Below are 25,020 nucleotides of genomic sequence, written 5' to 3'. Positions count from 1 at the left end.
CCCATTTCTAAGGGTATGAGCCGAAGCCATTTGCGCGAACAGATCTGGAGATTGTACCGCATGCGATTGATTTCATTCGTTAACGCCGTATTGGTTATTGTTGCGTTGTATTTTCTTGTGTTCGAGCGCGACACGCTTTTTGCATTCGCAGGTCGTGGGGATGAACCGACTGAAACCGCGACTGAGGTTTCAGAATCAGTACCTGCACCGGATTCGATTGGTGTCGTCGTCGTCCGCTCAACTGCGCGCGAAATCGGCAGCGCAGTGCAACTGAGGGGGCAGACCAAGGCCAACCGTCAGGTCGAAGTCCTCGCTGAAACCATTTCGACCGTGGTGTCCGAACCCAAGCGCAAGGGTGCGTTTGTCGAGGCGGGCGATCTGCTATGTGAGCTTGATCCGGGAACGCGCCCTGCCAGCCTTGCCGAAGCCATGGCCGCAAAGCTAGAGGCCGAAAGCCGCGTTCCCGAAGCCGAGGCGCGCTTGGAAGAAGCCCACGCGCGTGTAGCCGAGGCCGAGATCAACCTGAAGGCAGCGCGCAAACTGTCAGAAACCGGATTTGGGTCGGAAACACGCCGCATCTCCAGCGAAGCTGAAATGAGCACCGCCGAAGCCGGTATCAAATCCGCCGAGGCTGGTCTGGAATCGACCCAAGCCGGGATTGAGGCTGCCACTGCAGCGGTTGCCGCAGCTGAGCGTGAAATTGACCGCCTGACCATCGAGGCTCCGTTCAAGGGTTTGCTGGAAAGTGACACCGCAGAATTGGGCAGCCTGATGCAACCGGGTTCTCTGTGTGCAACTGTTATTCAGTTGGACCCGATCAAGCTGGTGGCGTTCGTGCCTGAAACCGAAGTAAACCGGATTGTTGTCGGCTCGATGGCGTCCGCGCAATTGGTCACCGGTCTTCAGGTCGAGGGGCGTGTTACCTTCCTTAGCCGTTCGGCCGATGAGACAACGCGAACCTTTGAAGTCGAGATCACCGTTCCCAACCCAGAACTGCTGATCCGGGACGGCCAAACGGCCAACATTCAGATCGCCGCCGAAGGGGTCAAAGCGCATCTGCTGCCGCAATCCGCGTTGACCTTGAACAACGAGGGTGAGCTTGGGGTACGCACTGTTGTCGCCGATAACGTGGTTGATTTCGTCCCGATTCACCTGTTGCGCGATACAACTGATGGTGTGTGGGTTGGTGGCCTGCCGGAAACCGCTGATATCATTGTGATCGGGCAGGAATTCGTAACCCGAGGCGTTACGGTTGCGCCAACCTATAGGGAAGCATCGCAATGACGGGCGTCGTCAGTTGGGCCGCAAGCCGTGCCAGAATGGTTCTGGCTTTCATCGCGATCTCGCTGGTCATTGGCGGGTACGCCTATGTGGGCCTGCCGAAAGAGGGTGAGCCGGATATTGATATCCCGATGCTGTTCGTCTCGGTCCAGTTTCCGGGCATCTCAGCAGAGGATAGTGAAAGCCTGCTGATCAAGCCCATGGAAACCGAGATGGCCGATCTCGACGGGCTGGACTCGATGACAGCCACCGCGGCTGAAAGCTACGCGGGTGTTTTGCTGGAGTTTGAATTCGGTTGGGACAAGTCCGCCACGATCGCCGATGTGCGCGATGCGATGAACAGTGCCCAGGCCGATTTCCCCGACGGGGCCGAGCAATATACGATTACCGAGGTCAATTTTTCGGAATTCCCCATCGTCATCGTCAACCTGACCGGCCCGGTCCCCGAGCGTACGATGGCGCGTGTTGCTAAAGACCTGCAGGACGAGCTTGAGGCTCTGGATGCGGTGCTGGAGGCGGGCATTGCCGGGAACCGCGACGAAATGCTCGAAGTGGTGATCGATCCGCTCCGGCTTGAGGCCTACAACGTTACGGCCGCAGAACTGATCAACGTTGTGCAAAACAACAACCAACTGATCGCGGCAGGTGAAGTTGAAACCGAACAGGGCACATTCTCGGTCAAGATCCCATCGTCCTTCAAGACTGCACAGGATGTCTATGCGCTGCCTGTCAAGGTCAATGGAGACCGCGTGGTCACCTTGGGTGAACTGGCCGAAATTAACTATACCTTTGAAGACCGCGAAGGCACTGCCCGGTTTAACGGCGAGTCCACGGTTGCGCTGCAGGTCGTCAAGCGCAAAGGCTTCAATCTGATCGACACCGTCGCGCTGATCAAATCAACGGTTGCCGAGGCCCAGACCAACTGGCCTTCTGAACTGCAGGCCGCTGTTGATGTGGGCACTTCGAACGATCAAAGCCGCATCGTCGATTCAATGGTCCGTCAGCTTGAAGGGTCAGTGCTAACCGCCGTCGCACTTGTGATGATCGTGGTTCTGGCCTCTCTGGGGACACGCGCCGCGTTGCTGGTGGGTTTTGCTATCCCGACGTCATTCCTGTTGTGCTTTGCCTTCCTAGCGATGATTGGGGTCACAATCTCGAACATGGTGATGTTTGGCCTGATCCTTGCGGTGGGCATGCTGGTCGATGGTGCCATCGTTGTGGTCGAATACGCTGATAAGCGCATCAAGGAAGGCGTCGGCCCGATGCACGCCTATGTCGAGGCGGCACAGCGGATGTTCTGGCCGATTGTCTCTTCAACCGCCACGACCTTGTGTGCCTTCCTGCCAATGCTGTTCTGGCCCGGCATTCCCGGCGAGTTCATGAAGATGCTGCCGATCACGCTGATCTTCGTTCTATCAGCCTCGCTGATTGTGGCACTGATCTACCTGCCGGTTGTTGGTGGTGTTTCGGGCCGCATGAGCCGTAGTTTTGATCGCAGTTCCAACTGGCTGCGGGCACGCACAGCATGGTGGGTGCGCGCGCTTTTGGTGCCGCCATCGCTTTACATGATCTTCCTTGGCGCAATGCAGGTCTTGAACCCCAACTACCTGCTACCCGGCGGTTCACTTGCTGGCGTTCTGTTGTTCTTGTTCGGTGCTTTCGCTGGCTCGGTCACGCTGAGCGCCGCCAAGATCGAACGCGCCCCGGATGAACATGTCCATACCACTAAAGAGCACACGCCATTCGGTTATGTGATCAAATTCTTGGTCGGCAATCCGGTCATGCCGGTAGTGTCCATCGCGGTGGTCTTTGCGGCAGTCTTCTGGATCGCATTCATCCTGTTCCCGCAAAACTCGCGCGGTGTCGAGTTCTTTGTCGAAAGCGAACCGGAACAGGCCACGGCCTATGTTCGGGCGCGCGGTAACCTGTCTCTGGCCGAGAAAGACGAGATGGTTCTTGAGGCCGAGCGCGTCATCAGCGCACACCCGGCCGTGATCAACGTATTTGCCTTTGCGGGTGAAGGCGGGCTGAATCAGAACAATGGCGGTGCCGAAGCCCCTGCCGACACCATTGGCCGTGTGCAGTTCGAGCTTATTCCTTGGGAAGATCGCCCGATCAGCTCTGAACAGATCACCGGTTGGTTCTGGGGGCCGATTGCAGGCCTGCTTGGTTTTGCAAAGGAAGAAGTCGCAGCCGAATATGACGGCAATTATGTTCTGGAAGAGCTTACCGCCGAGCTGGCAACCCTTCCCGGGTTCATCGTTGATCTTCAGGCGCTGGAACAAGGCCCCGCTTCGGCCAAGCCCGTCCACCTGCGGATCAAGGGTGATAGTTGGGAAGAACTGACGGCGGCCACGCTTACAGCGCGGGATGCGTTCGATACGACCCCAGGCCTGATCAAGATCGAAGACACCCTGCCCCTGCCCGGTATCGACTGGCAGATCGACGTTGACGTCGCCAAGGCAGGCCGGTTCGGCGCAGACGTGGCAACCGTTGGTGCGATGGTGCAGCTTGTGACGAGGGGTATCCTGCTGGGTGAGATGCGCCCGGATTCAACCGATGAAGAGGTCGAAATCCGCGTCCGCCTGCCCGATCAGGACCGTGTCTTGTCGACGCTGGATACGCTCAAGGTGCGTACGCCCGACGGGCTGGTACCGCTGTCGAACTTCGTAACCCGCAAACCGGTGGCCAAGTTGGCCGAGATTAACCGTGTGGACCAGCAACGCTACTATGACGTCAAGGCGGATGTTGAACCGGGGTTGAGCAAGATCGTCACCACCGGCCCAGATGGTGCAGAGTTGCGTCTGGCCACTGTGCGCGCGGTGGTCGACGGCGTAACGCCCTCTGGCACCACAATCACAAGCGCAGATGGGGCCGAGTTTGAACTCGTGCAACTGACAGGTGCCGAGAATGTGGGCGAGGTACGCTCTGCTATCGAAAGCGGTGACGCCCGATTTGCCCTGATCAATCCAAATGAACGAATCGCGGTGCTGACGGAATGGCTGCAAAACGACCCGTTCGGCCGTACAATCACGTGGGAATGGACCGGCGATCAGGAAGACCAGGCCGAAAGCCAAGCCTTCCTGTCCAGCGCGTTTCTGGCCGCTTTGGGCCTGATGTTTGTGATCCTGCTGGCGCAGTTCAACTCGTTCTACAACTCGGTTCTGGTACTGCTGGCCGTGGTTCTGTCGACCACGGGCGTGCTCTTGGGAATGATGGTGATGCAACAGCCGTTCTCGATCATCATGACCGGGACCGGGATTGTCGCACTGGCCGGGATCGTTGTGAACAACAACATCGTTCTGATCGACACCTATCAGGAATACAGCGGCTACATGTCTCGCATCGATGCCATCGTTCGAACGGCTGAGGCGCGTATCCGCCCTGTTCTGTTGACTACTCTGACCACAATGGCGGGTCTGACCCCGATGATGTTCGGCCTGTCGCTGGACTTTATCGGTGGCGGCTATTCGATCGACAGCCCTACTGCGCTCTGGTGGAAACAGCTGGCTACGGCTGTGGTCTTTGGCCTCGGCACGGCCACGGTACTGACGCTGATTGTAACGCCCTCATTCCTGGCGCTGCGCGTATGGGTCACCACCTACGCGATATGGCTGGGTAAGGCGCTGGCGCGTGCAACAGCAGGCCGGTCCAGCCAGATCGCTCAGGACATGGCAATCGGCCAAAGCGCGCGTGATGTGCAGGCTGCCGAGATGATCTGGACTGATGAGCAGAGCAAAGTCGCCCAAGGTCAGGACACCTCGGATGACCGCCCCGATCATCCGCCGACCACACCGCTGAAGGCCGCAGAATAAAAAAAGGCGAGCCCAAGGGCTCGCCATTTAATTTCTGGTTTGGGGGTTACTCGACGAAAGCGTATTCGCCCAGATCACACAAGTTCAGGCCATAATCTTCAACCGCTTCCCCGTCGCTGAAGACACCACGGATATCGTAGACACAGGTGGTCAGCCCGTCCGCGATGAGAACGCCCACTTCATAATCCGCGCCCAGATAGCCACCCTGAAGCAGGTTCCCTTCCCAGCTGCCGGACGATGCAGGCGATACGTTGAATTCGACCAGATCATAGCTGGTTTCGTTGATAATCAGAAACTCCAGGTCCTCGGCCGCTGCCGAAGTTGCCATTAAGAGTGTCGCAGTCAATGCAACCGCTGCTCGCATTTTCATAAGGTTTTCCCTAGTCTTTGTTTCGGTCTGCACACTGTCTCGACTATAGGTCGGCGTCAAACGCAAAACCGTGCTGCAACGACAGTTTTTAAAGCTCCACCTCTGTGTTTGGAGATCGCCGCGTTCACGCCGCCTCACTGTCGGCTTGCTGGCGATTCCACAGTTGCGCGTATCGCCCTTCGTGCCCCAACAGCTCAGTATGCGTGCCTTGTTCGATGATTTCACCGCGTTCCAGCACGACAATCAGATCAGATTCAGCGATCGTGCTCAGCCGGTGAGCGATGGTTAGGACCGTCCGGCCCTCACCTGCACGTGCCAGTGCGTCTTTGATATCCTGCTCGGTATCCGTATCCAGGGCCGAGGTCGCCTCGTCCAGCAACAGGATCGGAGGGTTCTTCAGCAGAGTCCGGGCGATGCCAACGCGCTGTTTCTCACCGCCTGACAGTTTTAAGCCCCGCTCGCCAACCTTGGTGTCGTACCCTTCGGGCAGGCTGACAATGAAATCGTGGATCTGTGCAGCCTTTGCCGCAGCTTCCACATCATCCTGAGTTGCCCCTTCGCGCCCATAGGCGATGTTGTAGCGGATCGTATCGTTGAACAGCACCGTGTCCTGCGGAACGACGCCGATCGAGGCGTGCAGGCTGGCTTGACTGACGTCGCGCACATCCTGACCATCGATCTTCAACGCCCCGCCGGTGACGTCGTAGAACCGGAACAGCAACCGACCAATGGTTGATTTGCCCGAGCCTGTAGCCCCGACAATCGCCACAGTCTGTCCCGCCGGTACGTTCAGCGATACGCCTTTCAGGATTTCGCGATCAGGCTCATACCCAAAATGCACATCTTCAAGCGTCACCTCACCCCCATTGACCTTCAGGTTCGGCGCGCAGGGTTTGTCCGTCACCTCAGCAGGTTGCTCAAGCAGATCGAACATCTGCCCCATGTCCACCAGTGATTGCCTTATTTCGCGATAGACGGTGCCAAGGAAGTTCAGAGGCACGGTTATCTGGATCATATACGCGTTGACCATCACGAAATCGCCGACTGTCAGCGACCCGTTCTGTACGCCCATTGCCGCCAAAACCATCACCCCGATCAGGCCGCAGGTGATCAGTAGAGATTGACCGAAATTGAGGAAGGCCAGAGAATACGCTGTCTTAAGCGCAGCCTTGGCGTAGCCCTTCATCGAAACATCATAGCGTTCAGCTTCGCGTGTTTCGGCATTGAAATACTTGACTGTTTCAAAGTTCAACAGGCTGTCGATGGCGCGCTGGTTGGCCTCGGTATCTTGTTCGTTCATCTCGCGCCGCAGCTTCACGCGCCATTCGGTCACAGCGAACGTGAACCAGATATAAAGCGCGATCGTCACTGCCACGACGACCAGATACCAGACGTCGAACAGCCACAGCAGGATGATTGACACCAATAGCAGTTCCAGGATCAGCGGCCCGATTGAAAAAAGCAGAAAGCGCAGCAGGAATTCTACGCCTTTCACCCCCCGTTCGATAATACGGCTCAGGCCACCCGTGCGGCGGGTCACATGATAGCGCATCGATAGCTGGTGAATATGCTGGAAAGTCTCAAGCGCCAGCGCCCGCAGCGCCCGTTGTCCAACCGGGGCAAAAAATGCATCCCGCAATTGCTGGAAGCCCACGGTCATCATGCGGGCCACGCCATAGGCCACGGTCAGCCCGATCGCGCCTAGCGCAAGCGGTGGCACACCCTCGCCCGCCAAGCCGTCAACAGCGCCCTTGTACAGGATCGGGGTATAGACAGCGATCAGCTTGGCCAGCACCAACATTGCCATTGCCAAGACAACACGGCGTTTCACCCATGGCTGATCTTCGGGCCAAAGATAGGGGGCGACTTTGCGGATGGTGCGCCAGCCCGAGCGGTGCTCGTCAGGCTCGGCTTGGATCGCGGAGGGTTGTCTCATCACGTACCTTAACTGCGGTCAGAGATTGAACTGGCCCACCGAAAAGGGCCAGTGGAAATGTTCATTCGGGAATAGTGAAGATTTGTCCCGGATAGATCAGGTCAGGATCGCGGATCGAATCCTTGTTGGCCTCAAAAAGTTTGACGTACAGCACGCCATCCCCAAACCGATCCCGCGAAATCGCCCAAAGTGTATCGCCCTTTTGAACCGTGACAGAGCGAATAGCCGGGGTTTGACCCACGGTTTCTCCGGATTCACTGGCTTCGGCTGCACGCAGCGCTTCCACAGGCTCGCGTTTGAACGGCGTCTCAAGTCGGCTCACAACGGTGCCGTCCGGAGAAACCTCATCCACCCGCAAGGTATAAACTCCGGGATCGATCCCTTCGACCTCGCCACGCCACTGCCCATCCGTCGAGGGCCCAAGATCTGCCACAAGCTGATTGTTCAGATACAGACGAACCGCTGATCCATCTTTGGCACGCCCGGTCAGCTCGACATCCCCGGTGTCCGAATAACCGATAGTATCCAAGGCGATCTGCTTTGGCGGTGTGTCCTGCACGGTCGGGGGTTGGACAAGCTCAACCCCTTCTTCGCCCGAGCGCAAGATCGCAACCTGCTGATCAGGTGCGTTTTCCGGTTCAGGCTGCGTTTCTGCTGCCGGTTCGGTCGCGTCGGTCGAAGGCGTCGCGACGCGTGCAACATCGGTCTCGCTCCCTTCGGTCGCGTTATCATCGACGACTTCCGTTTCGGCGTTCGCTGCTTCGGCAACCTCAACATCCGCCTGATCGTCAGCGGGGTCAGACGGTTCTGGTACAGCCGGAGCTGGCAGGGCTGCGATCAGGTAATCGTCGGAGCGGCTGGACTGTTCACCACCACGGGTTTCCAGAACCAACCCACGAGCGTCGTTAGAAAATGGGATCGAGACGAATTCGGCGAACTGCCCGCTCTCATCGACAGTAAAGCTGTGAACGGCTTCTCCATCTAACAGCACGCTGACCTCGGAACCTGGCTCAGCATTGCCGGACAGCAGTGCGTTTCCGTCGGGTTCAACGAAAATCTGATCCAAGACCGGTGCAAGCGCGACAGGGCTTTCAGCATCTGCGCTTTCTGCCGCCTGTTCTTCAGTCTCTTGTACCTGCTCGGTCCCAATGGCTGGAGAGTCATTGGTTGCGGCCTCTTCAACTTCTGAAGCCTGCGCTTCGGGCTCCTCTTCCGTTGGTTGAGTGTCTTGCTGCGCGACGCCTTCCACCGGTTCGGATGTTTCAGTCGCTTCGACCTCGGCACTCTCGTCAAGACCGCTGAACATCCCCGACAGGTACAACCCGCCAGCGACAAGCACCACGACGATTCCAGCGACCAGGCCCCATATGAAGGTACCAGAGCCTCCGCTTCCCGAATTGGCGTTCATTCTTTTCCTTTCACTCCGCCCGGTAAATACCCAGATTGGCGTGCATTCCAACGGACGGTTGAGCCAACCTATCAATCCCGCTATCAGGGGTCAAAACCCCTAACACAAGAGCAGAGAGCCCAAATCATGTCCCAGAAATCCGTCTGTGTGTATTGCGGGTCACGCAATGGTGTAAATCCGGCATATTCTGCCGCGGCTCAGACGTTTGGCACGCTGCTGGCTAACGAAGGCTGGCGACTGGTTTATGGGGCCGGAGATGTGGGGCTCATGGGTGAAGTCGCCCGCGCCGCGCAATCATCAGGTGGCGACACATTCGGGGTGATCCCGGTCCACCTGCTTCAGCGCGAAGTGGGCAAGACCGACCTCACGCGCTTCATCGTGACTGAAACCATGCACGAGCGTAAGAAGGTCATGATCATGAATGCCGATGCCGTGGTAGTGCTGCCCGGCGGGCCCGGATCCTTGGACGAGCTGTTCGAAGCGCTGACTTGGCGGCAATTGGGGCTGCATGACAAGCCCATTCTGGTGATGAATGTTGATGGATATTGGGACACACTGCATACATTGCTGGACCAGTTGATCGGTCAGGGGTTTGCAGACGGGTCTCTGGCAGAATTCATTACTTGGGTCGATACACCGGCATCGGCAATGTCGGCGCTTCGTCAGTTGCTTAACTGACAGTGCGTAATCGGGCGGTAAGAACCGCCCGAACATCCGCACTTGTTTAAGCAGGTTTAGCCAATTGGGTCCGCAGTATTCGCTCAACCTTGTGCAAAGGGTGATTTGTAAGCGTCTTGTCGACCTCGGCCACGACCTTTGCCAACACTTCGCTGTGCAATCGGCGACGCAAAAGCCCCAGAACATGCGGGCTGGCCACAAGTACCAAACGTTTATACGCCCCTTTCAGACCCTTACGATTCAGCAGGTTGGCGACATCCTGAACGAAAAGAGATTTGGCGTGGGCCTTCCAGCTGTCCTCTTCAACAGCTGATTTCTGGTTCGGGCCTGTATCTGGCCGTCGACCAGCTCGGTCGGTTGGTTTGGCCGGTGCCCCGTCCTGTTCTTCAACAGACACGACAACCAAATTCGGGTCTTGCGCGTCGGTGATATTCTCCATCACCAGCGCCTTTTCACCATCAGCAATGATAACCCATGTTCCCTGTTCAAGTGCAGCCATTCGTGATCTCCTGTATCGCTTGGATTGGCTTTCACCTGTCCCTCAGACACACCTGCTTGGAGATGCGGCGTTTGTATTTCGCACGCATTCTAACTGGTACTAAGTTGATTGGCGGTTCTCTCCCTCCGCCTAACTTAGGTAAGGGCTGAAGGGCCCCACTCAATAGGCCATTTGCCGAAAGTTGACATACCGGCAGATTTTCACCAATTGCTCATCTTAAACAAAGAAAAGGCCCGCCGGTATTGCTGCCGGCGGGCCATTGACTTGTTGCGCTAAGCGCAGATCACATGCGCGATGCCACGTTTTCCCAGTTCACCAGATTGTCGAGGAAGTTCGACAAGTAAGCAGGACGCTTGTTGCGGAAGTCGATGTAATAGGAATGCTCCCAAACGTCGCAACCCAGCAGGGCGGTTTGACCAAAGCACAGCGGGTTTACACCGTTTTCGGTCTTGGTCACGGCCAGCGATCCGTCCGCGTTTTTGACCAGCCATGCCCAGCCCGAACCGAATTGACCGGCACCGGCCGCGCTGAACTGCGATTTGAATTCGTCAATCGAGCCAAAGCTTTCGGTCAGTGCTTTTTCCAACTCACCCGGCATTGCGCTGCCGCCGGGGCCCATCATCTCCCAGAACTGGTTGTGGTTCCACAGCTGGCTGATGTTGTTGAAAACACCGTTCTGCGCCACAGCGTTCGCGTCATAGGTGCCAACGATGATTTCTTCCAGCGACTTGCCGTCCCACTCGGTTCCGGCGATCAGCTTGTTGCCGTTGTCGACATAGGCCTTGTGGTGCAGGTCGTGGTGATATTCCAGCGTTTCCGCGGACATGCCCTTGGCTGCCAGCGCGTCATGTGCATAAGGAAGATCAGGAAGTTCAAAAGCCATCTCGGCCCCCTGTTGAAAATGAATGTTGCGGTTCCAAAGGTTAAATGCTTTGACAGCCGCCGCAGGTCAAGGGCTGCGACACAAAAACCCGGAGGTCCGCGATGCTGACACAGGCGCGCAAAATGTTCTATCGCGCCCGCGGGTACTATGCGGGCAACCTGAACGGCGAACCGTTTCGCCTGGACCCGTATCATTCGAAATTCTGGCGCAAGGCCGCCGCTGGTGACTGGGAACCGGAAACCTTTGAAGTTTTGGATCGTTTCTTGTCCCCGGAAAGCGATTATCTGGATATCGGAGCCTGGATCGGCCCGACCGTCCTCTATGGTGCCCGCCGCGCTCGTCAAGTCTATTGCTTTGAACCCGACCCGACCGCTTTCCGTCACCTTGCCTGGAACCTAGACCTGAACGAGATTCGAAACGTTTCGGCCTTCAGCGTGGCGCTGTCCGATCGGTTTGGGGTCGCGAGAATGGCATCGACTCGCGGAGAACCCGGGGATTCCACCAGTTCATTGCTGCACGACGCAGATCATGGCACCGATGCACTGACCATCGCGTGGGATCAATTCGAAGCGGCAAATGATCTGTCCGGAGTAACGCTGGTAAAGATGGATATCGAAGGGGCGGAATTCTTTGTTCTTCCGACTTTGGTGCCTTGGTTGAAAACACATAAACCTGCGTTGTTTCTGTCCTTGCACGCGCCCTTGCTACCGGATCATGACAAGCAAAAGGCAACGAAGACACTGCTTGACCTACTGGCGTTCTATCCCAGCATCAGCGATCAAAACTTACAACCTGTGACCGCTGATCAACTGCTTGAACCCGATGCTCTTTCAAGGTTCCAGACGGTTCTTTTGCACGGCTGAACAGGCCTGCCTCCAATTCTCGTAAATCGGTAATGTGAGCTTGTCATCTCGCGCCTAAAGTGTTGTCTGTCCGGTATCAAACGAAGACGACGGATACCCATGAAATATATAACTCTTTCTTTTCTGATGTTGCTGGGTGCGCAAGCAGCCTCAGCCGAAACCACGAATTATTTGTGTACGATGACCAAGCAAGACAGTCACGGTTGGATCGCACCCGAATACGCGTTCAGATCGATCCGACGGCAAGTGCCGCCTTAGCGGCAAGCTCCCATCACAACTTGGAAGAAGCAAAGTTCAAGAATCGAGGCTCAAAAGGGTATCGACTAGTCTGGAACATGGATCAGACAATGGCGGCAGGCGGAAATGTCCGCGTCCGCTACCAAGCCAATCAGGATCCGACCGATAACACTATCAAAGTGCGTATGGCGTTCTTGCAGGGAAATTTTTTGAACAAGCCATATGGCGTTGGGACCTGCGCCGCGCAATAGCAAAAAAGCCCCGGTCGAACCGGGGCTCTTTTCGTCTCAGTAAACCCCGACCTCACTGCCGGGTTGCGCCGCAACCTTAAGCAGTTTGAACACATAGTCCGCAGCCGAGCGGAAGCAGACGATGCGGAAGCTTTCAGCGTCTTCCATCCAGAATGCACCAGCCACCTGCGCCAGGCGTGAGCGGCGGATGTGCCCTGGTTGAAACGCTTCGGGCGACAGGTCAACCGGTGTCAGCTTGCCCAGGACTTCGCGTGCACTGCGCCCCGAAACCCGAAATACTGCGCGCGCATCCGAAACATTCACGGCCAACGCGTGTATACCGCTAAGCGCATTGGTCATTGTCGCCAGCTTAGCCTCGACTTCGGCGTAGGGCACTAGCACTAGCAACTCATCAGTGGACATCCAGCAAACGCCGGTTTCTCCGTCGACAAAAGCTTCGCGTTGGCCCGGCACTTTCTGCCCTGTGGCGTCTTTCACGGCCTTGGCCAGCACTTTGTCCGACAGATCCCCGCGCAGGGTGATCATTCCCTGCAGGCCGCATTCTTCGATCTTTGCAATGCCGTCATAGGAGGCGTGGTTCAGTGCGCTGATGGGTTCAGACATTCTGCTTCTCCCCGTCCTTGTCGTAGAAGATCGGGTCCACGATCTTGGCTTTGTAAGTTTTGCCATCGGTGCCCGGGAACTCGACCACTTCACCCATGCGATCCGGGCCATGCTTGATCAAGCCCATGGCGATGCCTTTACCCAAATTGGCCGAGTAATAGGTCGAGGTAACACGTCCGATCATGTTGCGTTGACCGTTGGCATTCACGCCCTCGCCCACTGCATAGGCACCGTCCGGCAGAACCGATCCATCCACAGTCTCAAGACCAATCAGTTTCCAGCGCTCCGGATCGGCCATATGGGTCCGTGAATGGGCGCGTTTGCCAAGGTAGTCCTCTTTCTTTTTCGACAGCGCCCAGTGCAGCCCAAGATCCTGCGGGATCACGGTGCCATCGGTCTCGTCGCCGATCATGATAAAGCCCTTCTCGGCCCGTAGAATGTGCAGACACTCGGTGCCATAGGGCATCACTCCGAACTCCTGCCCTGCCTCGATCAGTGCGTCCCAGAACGCCTGACCCTGCGAGGCCGGAACGGCAATTTCGTAGGACAGTTCACCAGAGAACGAGATGCGATAGGCGCGTGCATCGAAATCACCGATCTTGCCATCGCGCCACTCCATGAAGGGCAGCGCCTCTTTCGACAGGTCCATGCCGCCCAACTTCTCAAGCACCTTGCGCGCGTTCGGGCCCACGACGGCGACTTGAGCGTATTGCTCGGTCACGTTGGCGACGTAGACTTTCCAGTCCCACCATTCGGTCTGCAGCCATTCTTCCATGTGGCCATGAATGCGCTCGGCGCCGCCGGTTGTTGTGTGGCACAGCCATGTATCCTCGTCGATGCGGGCAACAACGCCGTCGTCGATCAGAAAGCCATTCTCGGAACACATCAGGCCATAGCGGCATTTGCCGACCTTCAGTGTCGACATCATGTTGGTGTACATCATGTCCAGAAACTTGCCCGCGTCGGGACCTTTGACGATGAGCTTGCCCAGCGTCGATGCATCCAACAAGCCGAGGTGTTCGCGGGTATTCTTCACCTCACGATTCACCGCGTCATGCACAGATTCACCGGGGCGCACATAGGCATAGGTTCGGCGCCAATGGCCGACCGGCTCCCAATCGGCACCGTTCTTGTCATGCCAGTTATGCATCGGCGTTTGACGGATCGGCTGGAATACCTCACCCCGCGCTTCACCCCCGATCGCCGCCATCGATATTGGCGTATAGGGCGGGCGGAAAGTGGTGGTTCCAACTTTCGGGATCTCTGAATCCAATGCATCAGCAAGGATCGCCAGACCGTTGATATTACTCAACTTACCCTGATCTGTTGCCATGCCCAACGTGGTGTAACGCTTGGTATGCTCAACGCTTTCGTATCCCTCGCGCGCAGCCAGTTGTACGTCCGAGACTTTGACGTCGTTCTGGAAATCCAACCACGATTTCATGCGCAGGCTAATCTCGGCATTTGAGGGCATCAACCAAACGGGCGCCATCGGTGCCTCTGCCATGGTCTCTCCAACCGGAGCCTTCGTCCGCTTGGCGGTGCACCCGGCCGCCTTCGCTGCCGCCTTACCCGCTGCATCTGCGTCGGTCAGAACCTCGCCCAATGCCAGCGGACCGTTAGACGACCCCGCCGCCAGCACGAACCCTTCGCCATCAGCACCTAGAGGAGGTCGTGACGGATCGGGGCGGAAATGTGCGTTCGCTTCGTCCCAAATCAGTTTCCCGCCGCAATGCGACCACATGTGCACCACCGGAGACCAGCCACCTGACATGGCAACCGCGTCGCATTCGACCTCTTCCCGAGCGCCGCCGATCCCCTCTTGGTTGCAGATCGCAACCTTCTTGACCCGCTTGCCGCCTTTGACTTTGGCGATCGCCTTGCCCGGATCAACGCGGATACCCAGCTGGCGCGCCTCTTCGGCTAGGGGGCCCGCAGTGTCGCGTGCATCAACAACCCGCAACACATCGACACCAGCCTGTTTCAGAATGATCGCAGTGCGGTAGGCATCGTCATTATTGGTTGCAACAATCACACGCTCACCCGGAGTGACACCCCAGTTGACGACATAGTCGCGCATCGCCGATGCCAGCATGACGCCCGGCACATCGTTGCCCGCAAACGACAGCGGGCGCTCGATGGCCCCGGTCGCGGTCACAACCTGTTTTGCGCGGATCCGCCACAGACGGTGACGCGGGCCTTGGGTGCCGGGCTTGTGGTCTGTCAGACGCTCATATCCCAGCACATAACCGTGGTCATAGACCCCCGCGCCCATGCAGCGGCTGCGCATGGTTACGTTATCCATTGTTTCGAGTTCGGAAACTAATTGTTCCACGAACTTATCCACAGGCTCACCACCCACGGTTCCACCATCGACCGGAGCGCGCCCACCCCAATGTGCGGTCTGTTCGATCAGCATCACCTTGGCACCGGACTGCGCCGCCACCTTGGCGGCCTGCAGGCCTGCTACTCCGCCACCGATCACAAGTACATCGGTGAAGGCGTAAAAATGTTCATAACTATCCGCATCGCGGCTGTCCTTGTCGGGCGCTTTGCCCAGACCCGCCGACTGACGGATGAAGGGCTCGTACACATGTTTCCAGAACGGCTTGGGATGGATGAACATCTTGTAGTAGAAACCCGCTGGCAAAAAGCGGGAAAGGTGCGTGTTGATCGCGCCTACGTCGAACTCGAGGTTCGGCCAGTGGTTCTGCGATACCGATGTCAGACCATTGAACAGCTCAGTCGTTGTGGCACGTTGGTTCGGCTCGAACCGGTTGCCCTCGCCCAGACCGACCAGTGCGTTCGGTTCTTCCGCACCGCTGGCAACCATGCCGCGGGGACGGTGATACTTGAACGACCGACCGACCATCATCTGGTCATTGGCCAATAGGGCTGACGCGAGTGTATCGCCCTCGTAGCCCTGCATCGAGGTGCCATTGAAGGTAAAGGTTACCTGTTTTGACCGGTCGATAAGGCGACCATGTTTTGCGAGGCGGGTGCTCATGATGCGGACCTTTCGCAGGTGGAAGCATCGATGCCTCCGGCGGGAGTATTTTCAAAAAGATGAAGCATCAGGAGAAGTCTCTCCATGCCCATCCCGGACGTTTTGCGGTGATGGCGTCCTTGATCTCTTGAGGCGGTTCGGTGACCTGGGCGGAATAAGTTCCAAAAACCTCAAGCGTATTCGTACAACGCGCGGCATGGAACCACTTGCCGCACCCATTGGCATGGCGCCAACGTTCGAAATGTACGCCTTTGGGGTTTTCGCGCATGAACAGATAGTCGTGGAACTCATCATCTGACGAGCCCGGGCCGTAACGCTTTAGATGCGCCTCGCCACCTGCGGCCAGTTCCGTTTCTTCGGCGTCGACGCCGCAATAGGGACAGTTCAGGATCAGCATATGGTCATCCTTTTGGCAGCAGGCGAGACTGATCTACCTGCGAAATTTGCTTGACGGGCGCGCCAGATTTTTCGACGAAAAATCTTCATCAGTGCGCCACCCCAGCGGCGACGCTTTCGTCGATGAAGCGGCCCTCTTTGAAGCGGTCCAGCGAGAACGCTTCGGTCAGCGGTGAATGGCCTGTTGCCATCAGCTGCGCCATACCCCAGCCAGAGCCTGGAATGGCCTTGAAGCCGCCGGTACCCCAGCCTGCGTTGATAAAGCAGCCATTCAGCGGCGTTTTTGACAGGATGGGCGAGCGGTCGCCTGTCATATCCACAATGCCACCCCATTGGCGCAGCATCTTCAGACGCGAGATCATGGGGAAAGTCTCGACCAGGGCGCGGACTGTCTCTTCAATATGATGGAATGAACCGCGCTGGGTGAAGTTGTTGAATCCGTCAGTACCACCGCCGATCACCATCTCGCCCTTATCGGACTGAGACATGTAGCCGTGAACGGTGTTGGCCATCACCACCACATCCATGCAGGGCTTGATCGGCTCTGAGACCAGAGCCTGCAGCGCAACGGCCTCAAGCGGCAGACGGAAGCCCGCCATCTCTGCAAGTTGACCGGAATGACCAGCAACCACGATCCCAAGCTTGTCGCAATCGATGGCACCCTTGGTGGTATCGACCCCTACAACGCGACCGTTCTCGGACCGCACGCCCGTGACTTCGCATTTCTGGATGATGTCCATGCCCATGGCCGAACATGCGCGGGCATAGCCCCAAGCCACGGCATCATGGCGTGCTGTGCCGCCGCGTTCCTGCCAGAGACCGCCCAGAACCGGATAACGCGGGCCTTCCAGATTAATGATCGGCACCAGCTCTTTCACGCGCTCGGGCCCGATCCACTCGGTCTGAACACCTTGCAGCGCATTCGCATGTGCCGTGCGCTGATAGCCGCGAATCTCGTGCTGGGTCTGCGCCAGCATGATCACGCCGCGCGGGCTGAACATGATGTTATAGTTCAGCTCCTGGCTTAGATCTTCATACAGCCCTCGCGCCTTTTCATAGATCGCAGCTGACGGGTCCTGCAGATAGTTCGACCGGATGATGGTGGTATTCCGGCCAGTATTCCCACCACCAAGCCAGCCTTTTTCGATAACGGCGACATTCTGGATGCCATAGTTCTTGCCCAGATAATACGCCGTCGCCAAACCATGACCACCCGCACCGACGATGATGACGTCATATCGCTTTTTCGGCTCAGGTGACCGCCAGGCGCGTTCCCACCCGGTATGATGGCGCAGCGCTTCCCGCGCAACAGCAAAGGCTGAGTAGTGTTTCATGATCGAATCCATCCGGCTCGGTAATTGGACGCAGATATGCCGCGCCCTGACATTTTAACCCTGCCACGCAACGTCGCAATAATACACTATTGCGACATGAGCGCCCTTCGCGGCCATTTGTCCCTTTTTTCTATGCCCTAAGAGGTCTAAGTCAGGACAACCAATTTGGAGGGACCATGTCGTTCTGGGTTCTGATCTTCCTGATCGCGCTGCTGATTGCCGTTTTTCTGGGTTGTACTATGCTGCGTGGGCGTCGCGACAATGGCCCGACTGCGGCCTATGATCTGCGTGTCTATCGCGAACAACTGGCGGGGGTAGATCGCGATCTTGCGCGCGGAGTGATCGCAAAAGGTGATGCTGAGCGTGTTCGCACCGAAATCTCGCGCCGCATTCTTGCTGCGGATGCGCAGATGCGTGGCGAAGTGGAGAATACTGGGCCGTCGCGTACTGTTACGATTATCGCTTTCCTTGCGATGGCCGCTGTTCTGGTGGGTGGGGCACTCGCGATGTATCGCCAACTCGGCGCTGCCGGTTTTCCCGATATGCCCCTGTCGGTCCGCTTGGAAATGGCAGAAGATCTTCGTGAAAATCGACCCAGCCAGATCGATGCCGAGGCCATCGCCACTCCGATTCAGGCACCCCCACTTGAAGAAGGCTATGAGGCACTGCTGCATCGACTGCGAGAGACAGTAGCTGAGCGGCCAGATGATCTGCAAGGCCATACATTGCTGGCACAGCATGAAACCAATGCCGGAAATTTTAAAGCAGGCTATGAGGCACAGACGCGCGTGATCGAGTTGTCGGGCGAGAATGCGCCCGCACATGCCTACTCGGATCAGGCCGAGATGATGATCCTTGCAGCCGGTGGTTATGTCTCCCCCGAAGCGGAAGCAGCCTTGATGCAAGCGTTAGAGCGCAATCCACGCTTAGGCCCTGCACGGTATTACTGGGGACAAATGCTGGCACAAACCGGGCGGCCTGACATGGCCTACCGCGTTTGGGTCGAAACCCTGAACGATGCACCCGCCGGTGCGCCATGGGCAGATGCGATCCGATCTCAGATCGATGAGCTGGCGTTTCGTGCTGGGGTGTTCAATACCCCTGATTTTTCGGCACCCCCCGGCCCCAGTCAAGACGACGTAAATGCAGCGGCCGAGATGACTGCGGAAGAGCGGCAGCAAATGATACGCGGCATGGTCGATGGCCTCTCGGATCGTCTGGCGACCGAAGGCGGAACCCCCGAGGAATGGGCCCGGCTTATTGCGGCATTGGGCGTCTTAGGTGAAGGGCAAAGGGCCATCGCCATCCGGGATGAGGCCATGGCGGTGTTCGCTGGTAATTCCGAAGCGTTGCAGATGATCGACGCCGCAGCGCTGCAAGCCGGGATTGCGCAATGATCCACGACGCTTTTGAAGATTTCGCCGCGTCCTTGACGCCTATGTCCGCCCTGATGGGGCTGGATCTGGGCGAGAAGACCATTGGCGTTGCCGTCTCGGATCGGATGCGCGGCGTGGCAACCCCGCTCGAAACAGTTCGTCGCAAGAAATTCACATTGGATTCGGCTCGCTTGATCGAGATTGTGACCGAACGTGAGATCGGCGGTATCGTCCTTGGTCTGCCCCGCAACATGGATGGCAGCGAAGGCCCCCGGTGTCAGTCAACTCGCGCATTTGCAAGAAATATGACCCGTTTGTCCGACATTCCAATTGGTTTCTGGGATGAACGGCTGAGCACAGTTGCTGCAGAAAAAGCACTGCTGGAGGCGGATACGACACGAAAACGTCGCGGACAGGTTATTGATCACGTCGCAGCGGGTTATATTTTGCAAGGCGCGCTGGATAGGTTGCGCTTTCTTTGACGGATCGGAAAACGCCCATGACGAATATGGTTTGGAAACGGGACGAGGTCGAAAGCCCTTGCATCCAGATCTGTGTCGTTCATCCCACCGAACGTATCTGCACCGGTTGTTATCGCACGATTGACGAGATTACCCGTTGGTCCAAAATGGACAGCACCGAGCGGGCTGAGATCATGCAAGACCTTCCAGAACGTAAACCCCGTTTGGCAAAGCGCCGTGGCGGGCGGGCTGCGCGTTTGAACGGAACCTGATTTTCTATCTAAGTTTTCGGTGCCGGTGGTGTTCTGAGATCATTTAGCCGGTCACGATGGCGGAGTTCTGCACCAAACAGCTCGACCAGCTCAGTTTGGGTCGTTGACCGCTTAACAGTTCTGTCGAACTCTCCCTCCAACTCGGCTAGTTCGGGTCGTTCATGCGTATTTTTGGAGAGTATGCGCTTAAGGACAGTACGGAGTATCATAGAATTTATAACTTAGAGCAATCGACGCGCCACTGCAGGTCCATTCCGAACCCCGAGGGGGTAATGAGCCCGGATTCTGTGGTTGAGTGAGTGGTAGCCCACAGCGGCGCGAAACAGTTTGATACCAATCCCTTATGAAGTGGGAAGGTTCAAACTTTCTTAAGTTATTTGATCAACCAGTCAATAATGCTGTTAGCGACAACCTGCATTCCGTGGCGTCAACCTTAGATTCAACAATAACGGGCAAAATAAAGCATTGTTTACAATGTGTTATTCAACCCATTCACCCAACAGACAGCCAAGCCTTCGCTTCGTCGAATTCTTCAGCCGGAAAATACTGAGTTCGGGTTCCCAGAACATGGCTGGCCATTCTCTGCGCCATCTTTTGCCAGGACTTGTCGCCGACAATCGCCGCACGATCCAACATTCCAATATGACCTGCCGCCAGTCGAAAATGCGCAGCCATGGCCGTTAACCCCTGCCAGCCATCAAATTCGCGCAGGTCAATCAGCAAGCGGAACCCATCACGCCCGCGCAACAGTGCGTCAAGATCGGTTTGCGCCTGGCTGTACTCCTCTGAATCCAGTTTGCCCATCAAGCTGATCTGCACACAAGGGCCACCCAAATCTGTCACGTGAATCGACCCAAGTGACTCGCGCATCCAACGTCGCGCCTCTTCCAGCTCATCCATTCCGAAGACATGCACAGGACAAGGAAGAATTGGTGCAGCCAGTCGAATGCTGGTTTGAACCCACCCTTGATCCGCAACCACTCCGATACGGTCAAAGCCGCGCCAGTGACTGAGCCCAAGCTTCGTGTCTGACCACGCTGCGCCAAGATCATATCCTTTGAATTCCGGCGTCACGATCGCCAGCAGGCGTACCGAATCGTGCTCTTTCAATGCAGCCTCAATGGCAGGCACCAAGGTTGTCGCGTAATCCGCGCTCGTCACTTCGCCCGAAAGCTCGACTTCAATCAAACTACCGTCAGAATTTGTATGGACCGTAATCATCTAACTCATCCTCCAAAGCCAAATAATGACAGGAGGCTAAGGGGATTCGAGCCATTGCGCCACTCCACCGGGAAGCTCGGGTCGGAAATAGGCAATCATCCGTCCATCCGGCCCTGCGTTAGCGTCCGCGCCCCAGGGGGCAACGCCATGCAAGCAATGGCGATGTAACAGATAGGCCTCACCCGGTCGTGCCGGCAATTCGATGCGAGTGCAGGTCTCAAACACTTGGCGGCGGGCGGCCTGGTAGATGTCAGTAATATCAGCGCTGGCCAACTGGTCTTTCGGTAAATCCCTTAACGCATCACGGAATGCCTCTCCGAGGATTTTGTGGCTGCCATCCCAAAGTACCATCGGTGCTGCGTCAGCGCTGGCTTCGGTCAGAGGGATCCCCAGTATCCATGCATGCGGTTCATCAATGCGGCGGCGCCGGTCAGGGCCCATCGGCCTTAGCCCGTCCACATGCGCCGCGTCCCGTCGTGCACGATACCGCGCCGCGCCTTCACTTTCGCCTCGCCGGGGCTTCGGGTAACCTGGATAGATCACCGACACCTGTCCTTTGTGCAAATCGATCGGCCCGTAGTGCCGATGCGCAAAGTCAATTGCAGCACCCGGCAAAACTGAGGAGCCAACCACTCTGCCCTGCGCATCATTGTCCAGGGCATCGACGCCGATGAACCACGTGCCTTCACAGTCGTGCCATTCAGCATGTTTGAGATCACAAACAGATGCCTTTGCAGCTGGTAGAACCTCTGCCACCCAGTTTGCCAACGCCTGATCGTAGGGAAACTTTAGCCAGCCCCGTTCAAAAAAGGCCTCTACCACCCCAGCGCCTTTCTCAGCATGTTCAACGCGACAAGCGTCAGAAATACTGCGAAGACCCGTTTCAGCGGTTTGGGATCCATCGCGTGGGCCAGCTTTACACCCCAAGGTGCTGTGATCATGGTCATCGCAACGACTATACCGAAGGCAACCAGATTGACCGCCCCGATCGTCAGCGGCGGGCGATGTTCCGGGGCGATGTTCAGGAACAGGAACCCGATTACCGAGGGCACTGCGATGATCACTCCGAACCCAGCAGCAGTGGCCACAGCGCGATGGATGGGTGTGTTGTACAGGCTCATCAATGGAACACCGAAACTACCGCCACCGATGCCCATGAGTACCGACAAGAACCCCACCGAAGGCGACAGAGCTGCGCGACGCAGCCCCGTCGGCATTGCATCTCCCAGCCTCCACTCGGATTTTCCAAGCCCGAGATAGAGCCCAATGACCATACCAAGTAAACCAAACAGCGCCTGCAGCCACTCCGTGCGCAGCGCTGAAGCCGCCAGTACGCCAAGCACCGCACCCGCCGCGATGCCCGGGCCCCAACTGCGCAGGATGTCCCAATCTACCGCGCCTTTTTTGTTGTGGCTCAGGACGGACCGGATCGAAGTTACGATAATCGTTGCAAGCGAAGTAGCCAGACACAGTTGCATCAGCTGAGGTCCGCCATAGCCAAGCGTTTGGAATGCATAGAAAAACGCGGGCACAAGAACGATACCGCCCCCGACCCCAAGCAACCCTGCCAGAACCCCAGCCAAAGCGCCGATCACAAGCAAAAGGCCCAGCATCTGGGCCAGCAACATCGTCTCGGGCATCATTCCCCCAATACCGGCCCTAAGCCGTCTTAGCCTACCTGTTCCACCTGCGACAACGCCGCGACAGAGTCCAGAGCCTGCAGGATCACTTCTGGGCCAGCATTCTCGCGCACGGCACCCTCAGAGAGCATCCGCCGCCACCCACGCGCACCCGGACGTCCGGCAAACAGACCCAGCATATGCCGCGTGATCTGGTGCAAACGTCCACCTTCGGCAAGATGCGCCTCAGCATAGGGTAACATGTTCTGTACCACTTTGACCGGATCGGCGATCTCACCGGTTCCAAAGATCGACGTATCAGCGCCAGCCAGAATATCCGTCGGCTGATGATAAGCCGCGCGTCCGATCATGACGCCATCCAATCCGGCCTTCAGATGCTCGTGCGACTCCGCAAGTGAGGTGATGCCGCCATTGATCGAAATATGAATGTCCGGAAATTCAGCCTTCATCTGGTGTACCAGACCATAGTCCAAAGGCGGAATATCCCTGTTCTCCTTAGGGCTTAGCCCTTGCAACCACGCTTTGCGCGCATGGATCGTGACCCGTTTGCACCCTGCAGCTTGAATCTGTCCGAGAAAAGCGGGCAGCACCTGTGCGGGCTCTTGTTCATCGACCCCGATGCGACATTTAACCGTGACCTCAACATCCACTGCCTCGCGCATCGCGGCCACGCAGTTAGCAACCTTTTCAGGCTCGCGCATCAAGACGGCGCCGAACGTGCCGGACTGCACCCGATCTGACGGGCACCCGCAGTTAAGGTTAATCTCGTCATATCCCGCATCAGCCCCCAGTTTTGCCGCCTGCGCAAGTTCCTGCGGGTCCGAGCCTCCCAATTGCAACGCAACCGGATGCTCTTGCGGATTGTGATCCAGCAAATGCAACGCACCACCGCGCACCAACGCAGGTGCGGTCACCATCTCGGTATACAGCAGGGTTTCAGAGCTAAGCAGGCGATGCAGATAACGGCAGTGGCGATCCGTCCAATCCATCATGGGCGCCACACTCAAACGTGCGCTTTTCTGGATATCTTTGGGGTTCTTTTCCGGCATATCATGCTCGCGTTATCAGAATACGGGTTTCACCAGAAACCGGATATACTGAAAGACCCGCATCCGGCAAACTGTTCTGTATATCGGGAAATGGTACCGCCTCCCTGGCTTGAACAGGGGACCTCTGGATCCACAATCCAGCGCTCTAACCAACTGAGCTAAGGCGGCACTCGTGAGGGGCGATTTAGCGAAGGCGTGCGGGGATTGCAAGGGGATTAAAGCTGAATTCGCCAGCTTTGTTCGACCAAATCACATCCAAAAGAACGCACAGGCTTACTGTCAATCAGCTGCCACCCAAACGACTGGTAGAGCCCGCAAGCAGCGGTGTGGCTTTCATGCGTCCACAGCACCATATCGCGATATCCGATCTCGCGGGCAAAACCCATACAAGTGGTCAACAACTGCTTGCCCAACCCCTGCCCTCGTGCTTCGGGCACCAAGAGAAACAAGCGCAGCTTGGCGGTTTGGTCCGTCTGCTTGACACAAAAGATACTGCCTAACCTTTGGCTAGCGTTCTCGGCGATCCAACCTTGCTCGTAAGCAGAGTCATGATTGGCAACGAAGTCATCAAGAATGCGTGCGACCAGTGGGCCGAAACTGACGTCAAACCCTTCGTCACGGGAATAAAGCGTATCATGCTGCTGAACCAGCCAAGGGGCATCTTCGGCACGGAAGGGTCTGAGGGTCGTCGTTTCCATGCCCTATCTGACCCCATAGCTGACTTGATTCTCAACCCATCGCACGTTAGCACCAAATCTCATTTCCCGGAGGCGAACATGGGCATCAACACCGAACGCGATATCGAAGCGAACTTACAAATCGGGCCAACCGATCATGGCATGGTGCGCCTGTTCATCGAAGGCAGCGGGATCGAGATTCCAATGGACTTTGATCCTGAAGAGGCAGAAGAAATCGCCGAGGAAATCCGAGCAGCGGCCCAAGCCGCACGCGCCGTCAAAGGCTAGATCCTGGGATCGCGCAGCGCCTGCAATCGCCGTGCCGCGTCTGATGCGAATTTCTGCACCATCTTCTTGCGGCGTGCGGGGGCCAGCTTACTTTCAGGCCCCATGCGGATGATCTCGGCGTCATAAGCATCGGCGATAATCAAACCCGTTTCGGCGGGCAACAGCTCGGTCGGGAAATCGGTATCCACCGCCCAGAAGAATCGATCACACCAATCCAGATAACCCTGCCACTTGGAATCCGACTGATAATCAGCGCGGCTAGATTTACATTCCACCACCCAAATCTCGCCCTTGGGACCCAGCCCCATGACATCTACCCGCAGCCCGCGGGACGGGACGAATTCTTCAATCGAAACATAGCCATGGGTCAACAAGTGACGCGAAACACCACGGGCAAGTTTCTGTCCAGGCTGCATATCCAGAGTCATTCTGAAAATGTGAACAATTCGTGAACAAAAATCAAGCACTCAAACAA

General features: G+C 57.0%; 24 protein-coding genes and 1 tRNA gene. 9 read left to right on the top strand and 16 right to left on the bottom strand.

All coding sequences use genetic code 11. The annotated features are described in order from the left end of the window. The first annotated feature begins 60 nt into the window (after window positions 1-60). Window positions 61-1,284, top strand: coding sequence for an efflux RND transporter periplasmic adaptor subunit (locus ACR0NN_RS13370; protein WP_170724005.1), 1,224 nt, complete (start codon window positions 61-63; stop codon window positions 1,282-1,284). Then, window positions 1,281-5,096, top strand: a complete 3,816-nt coding sequence (locus ACR0NN_RS13365; protein ID WP_170724004.1) for an efflux RND transporter permease subunit — start codon at window positions 1,281-1,283, stop codon at window positions 5,094-5,096. Before ACR0NN_RS13370 ends, ACR0NN_RS13365 begins: the two co-directional genes overlap by 4 nt. Window positions 5,097-5,142: 46 nt before the next feature. Here the strand turns inward: ACR0NN_RS13365 and ACR0NN_RS13360 are convergent, their stop codons facing one another. The 3 genes from ACR0NN_RS13360 to ACR0NN_RS13350 form a co-directional block, all read right to left on the bottom strand. Next, on the bottom strand, window positions 5,143-5,466 hold the full coding sequence (locus ACR0NN_RS13360; protein WP_170724003.1) for a hypothetical protein: 324 nt from the start codon (window positions 5,464-5,466) through the stop codon (window positions 5,143-5,145). A gap of 124 nt (window positions 5,467-5,590) precedes the next feature. Next, on the bottom strand, window positions 5,591-7,402 hold the full coding sequence (locus ACR0NN_RS13355; RefSeq protein ID WP_170724002.1) for an ABCB family ABC transporter ATP-binding protein/permease: 1,812 nt from the start codon (window positions 7,400-7,402) through the stop codon (window positions 5,591-5,593). Window positions 7,403-7,463: 61 nt separating this feature from the next. Continuing rightward, complete coding sequence (locus ACR0NN_RS13350) at window positions 7,464-8,810, bottom strand: LysM peptidoglycan-binding domain-containing protein (protein WP_170724001.1); 1,347 nt, start codon at window positions 8,808-8,810, stop codon at window positions 7,464-7,466. A gap of 126 nt (window positions 8,811-8,936) precedes the next feature. Between ACR0NN_RS13350 and ACR0NN_RS13345 the strand changes: the two genes are divergently transcribed. After that, window positions 8,937-9,488 carry a TIGR00730 family Rossman fold protein gene (locus ACR0NN_RS13345; protein WP_170724000.1) on the top strand — a complete coding sequence of 184 codons (552 nt, stop codon included), beginning with the start codon at window positions 8,937-8,939 and terminating at the stop codon, window positions 9,486-9,488. Between the two features lie 46 nt (window positions 9,489-9,534). Here the strand turns inward: ACR0NN_RS13345 and ACR0NN_RS13340 are convergent, their stop codons facing one another. Then, the gene (locus ACR0NN_RS13340) at window positions 9,535-9,987 is read right to left on the bottom strand and encodes a host attachment family protein (RefSeq protein WP_170723999.1); all 453 of its coding nucleotides are present in this window, start codon (window positions 9,985-9,987) and stop codon (window positions 9,535-9,537) included. 283 nt (window positions 9,988-10,270) lie between these two features. Continuing rightward, the gene (locus tag ACR0NN_RS13335) at window positions 10,271-10,870 is read right to left on the bottom strand and encodes a superoxide dismutase (RefSeq protein WP_170723998.1); all 600 of its coding nucleotides are present in this window, start codon (window positions 10,868-10,870) and stop codon (window positions 10,271-10,273) included. A gap of 101 nt (window positions 10,871-10,971) precedes the next feature. Between ACR0NN_RS13335 and ACR0NN_RS13330 the strand changes: the two genes are divergently transcribed. Both ACR0NN_RS13330 and ACR0NN_RS13325 read left to right on the top strand, forming a co-directional pair. Beyond that, on the top strand, window positions 10,972-11,733 hold the full coding sequence (locus tag ACR0NN_RS13330) for an FkbM family methyltransferase (RefSeq protein ID WP_170723997.1): 762 nt from the start codon (window positions 10,972-10,974) through the stop codon (window positions 11,731-11,733). 99 nt (window positions 11,734-11,832) lie between these two features. Further along, window positions 11,833-11,991: a hypothetical protein gene (locus ACR0NN_RS13325; RefSeq protein ID WP_480684856.1), complete on the top strand. Its 159-nt coding sequence runs from the start codon at window positions 11,833-11,835 to the stop codon at window positions 11,989-11,991. Window positions 11,992-12,257: 266 nt separating this feature from the next. Here ACR0NN_RS13325 and ACR0NN_RS13320 read toward each other — a convergent pair whose 3' ends face one another. The 4 genes from ACR0NN_RS13320 to ACR0NN_RS13305 form a co-directional block, all read right to left on the bottom strand. Further along, the gene (locus tag ACR0NN_RS13320) at window positions 12,258-12,824 is read right to left on the bottom strand and encodes a sarcosine oxidase subunit gamma family protein (protein WP_170723996.1); all 567 of its coding nucleotides are present in this window, start codon (window positions 12,822-12,824) and stop codon (window positions 12,258-12,260) included. Next, entirely contained in the window at window positions 12,817-15,831 is a 3,015-nt protein-coding gene (locus ACR0NN_RS13315; protein ID WP_170723995.1) for a sarcosine oxidase subunit alpha family protein, read from the bottom strand. The genes ACR0NN_RS13320 and ACR0NN_RS13315 overlap by 8 nt, the downstream gene beginning before the upstream one ends. A gap of 67 nt (window positions 15,832-15,898) precedes the next feature. Next, window positions 15,899-16,228, bottom strand: coding sequence for a sarcosine oxidase subunit delta (locus ACR0NN_RS13310; protein ID WP_170723994.1), 330 nt, complete (start codon window positions 16,226-16,228; stop codon window positions 15,899-15,901). Between the two features lie 88 nt (window positions 16,229-16,316). Further along, window positions 16,317-17,561, bottom strand: coding sequence for a sarcosine oxidase subunit beta family protein (locus tag ACR0NN_RS13305; RefSeq protein WP_170723993.1), 1,245 nt, complete (start codon window positions 17,559-17,561; stop codon window positions 16,317-16,319). A gap of 176 nt (window positions 17,562-17,737) precedes the next feature. Here ACR0NN_RS13305 and ccmI point away from each other — a divergent pair, with 176 nt between their 5' ends. From ccmI to ACR0NN_RS13290, 3 genes are read left to right on the top strand one after another with little or no spacing between them, the layout of a single operon-like run. Continuing rightward, entirely contained in the window at window positions 17,738-18,958 is a 1,221-nt protein-coding gene (gene ccmI / locus ACR0NN_RS13300) for a c-type cytochrome biogenesis protein CcmI (protein ID WP_170723992.1), read from the top strand. Then, window positions 18,955-19,419 (top strand): Holliday junction resolvase RuvX, encoded by a 465-nt coding sequence (ruvX, locus tag ACR0NN_RS13295; RefSeq protein ID WP_170686238.1) that lies wholly within the window; start codon window positions 18,955-18,957, stop codon window positions 19,417-19,419. Before ccmI ends, ruvX begins: the two co-directional genes overlap by 4 nt. Before the next feature lie 17 nt (window positions 19,420-19,436). Then, window positions 19,437-19,670: a DUF1289 domain-containing protein gene (locus ACR0NN_RS13290; protein WP_170723991.1), complete on the top strand. Its 234-nt coding sequence runs from the start codon at window positions 19,437-19,439 to the stop codon at window positions 19,668-19,670. A gap of 492 nt (window positions 19,671-20,162) precedes the next feature. Here ACR0NN_RS13290 and ACR0NN_RS13285 read toward each other — a convergent pair whose 3' ends face one another. The 6 genes from ACR0NN_RS13285 to ACR0NN_RS13260 form a co-directional block, all read right to left on the bottom strand. Continuing rightward, on the bottom strand, window positions 20,163-20,891 hold the full coding sequence (locus ACR0NN_RS13285) for a SpoIIAA family protein (RefSeq protein ID WP_170686240.1): 729 nt from the start codon (window positions 20,889-20,891) through the stop codon (window positions 20,163-20,165). 36 nt (window positions 20,892-20,927) lie between these two features. Beyond that, window positions 20,928-21,713 (bottom strand): hypothetical protein, encoded by a 786-nt coding sequence (locus ACR0NN_RS13280; RefSeq protein ID WP_170723990.1) that lies wholly within the window; start codon window positions 21,711-21,713, stop codon window positions 20,928-20,930. Next, complete coding sequence (locus tag ACR0NN_RS13275; protein WP_170723989.1) at window positions 21,707-22,531, bottom strand: sulfite exporter TauE/SafE family protein; 825 nt, start codon at window positions 22,529-22,531, stop codon at window positions 21,707-21,709. Before ACR0NN_RS13275 ends, ACR0NN_RS13280 begins: the two co-directional genes overlap by 7 nt. Window positions 22,532-22,560: 29 nt before the next feature. Next, window positions 22,561-23,580 carry a tRNA dihydrouridine(20/20a) synthase DusA gene (gene dusA, locus ACR0NN_RS13270; protein ID WP_170723988.1) on the bottom strand — a complete coding sequence of 340 codons (1,020 nt, stop codon included), beginning with the start codon at window positions 23,578-23,580 and terminating at the stop codon, window positions 22,561-22,563. Between the two features lie 91 nt (window positions 23,581-23,671). Then, window positions 23,672-23,748, bottom strand: a tRNA-His gene (locus ACR0NN_RS13265). 47 nt (window positions 23,749-23,795) lie between these two features. Next, the gene (locus tag ACR0NN_RS13260; protein ID WP_170723987.1) at window positions 23,796-24,278 is read right to left on the bottom strand and encodes a GNAT family N-acetyltransferase; all 483 of its coding nucleotides are present in this window, start codon (window positions 24,276-24,278) and stop codon (window positions 23,796-23,798) included. A gap of 78 nt (window positions 24,279-24,356) precedes the next feature. Here ACR0NN_RS13260 and ACR0NN_RS13255 point away from each other — a divergent pair, with 78 nt between their 5' ends. Then, window positions 24,357-24,545: a DUF6324 family protein gene (locus tag ACR0NN_RS13255; RefSeq protein WP_170686245.1), complete on the top strand. Its 189-nt coding sequence runs from the start codon at window positions 24,357-24,359 to the stop codon at window positions 24,543-24,545. On the opposite strand, the gene ACR0NN_RS13250 is transcribed toward ACR0NN_RS13255, so the two are convergent. Further along, a complete protein-coding gene (locus ACR0NN_RS13250) occupies window positions 24,542-24,973 on the bottom strand; it encodes an MmcB family DNA repair protein (protein WP_170686246.1) in 432 nt (143 codons plus the stop codon). The two genes, ACR0NN_RS13255 and ACR0NN_RS13250, sit on opposite strands and share 4 nt — an antisense overlap. Window positions 24,974-25,020 lie beyond the last annotated feature (47 nt).

This window comes from Ruegeria sp. BA2, assembly GCF_056539605.1.
This window is presented reverse-complemented; position numbering and strand designations above follow the sequence as displayed.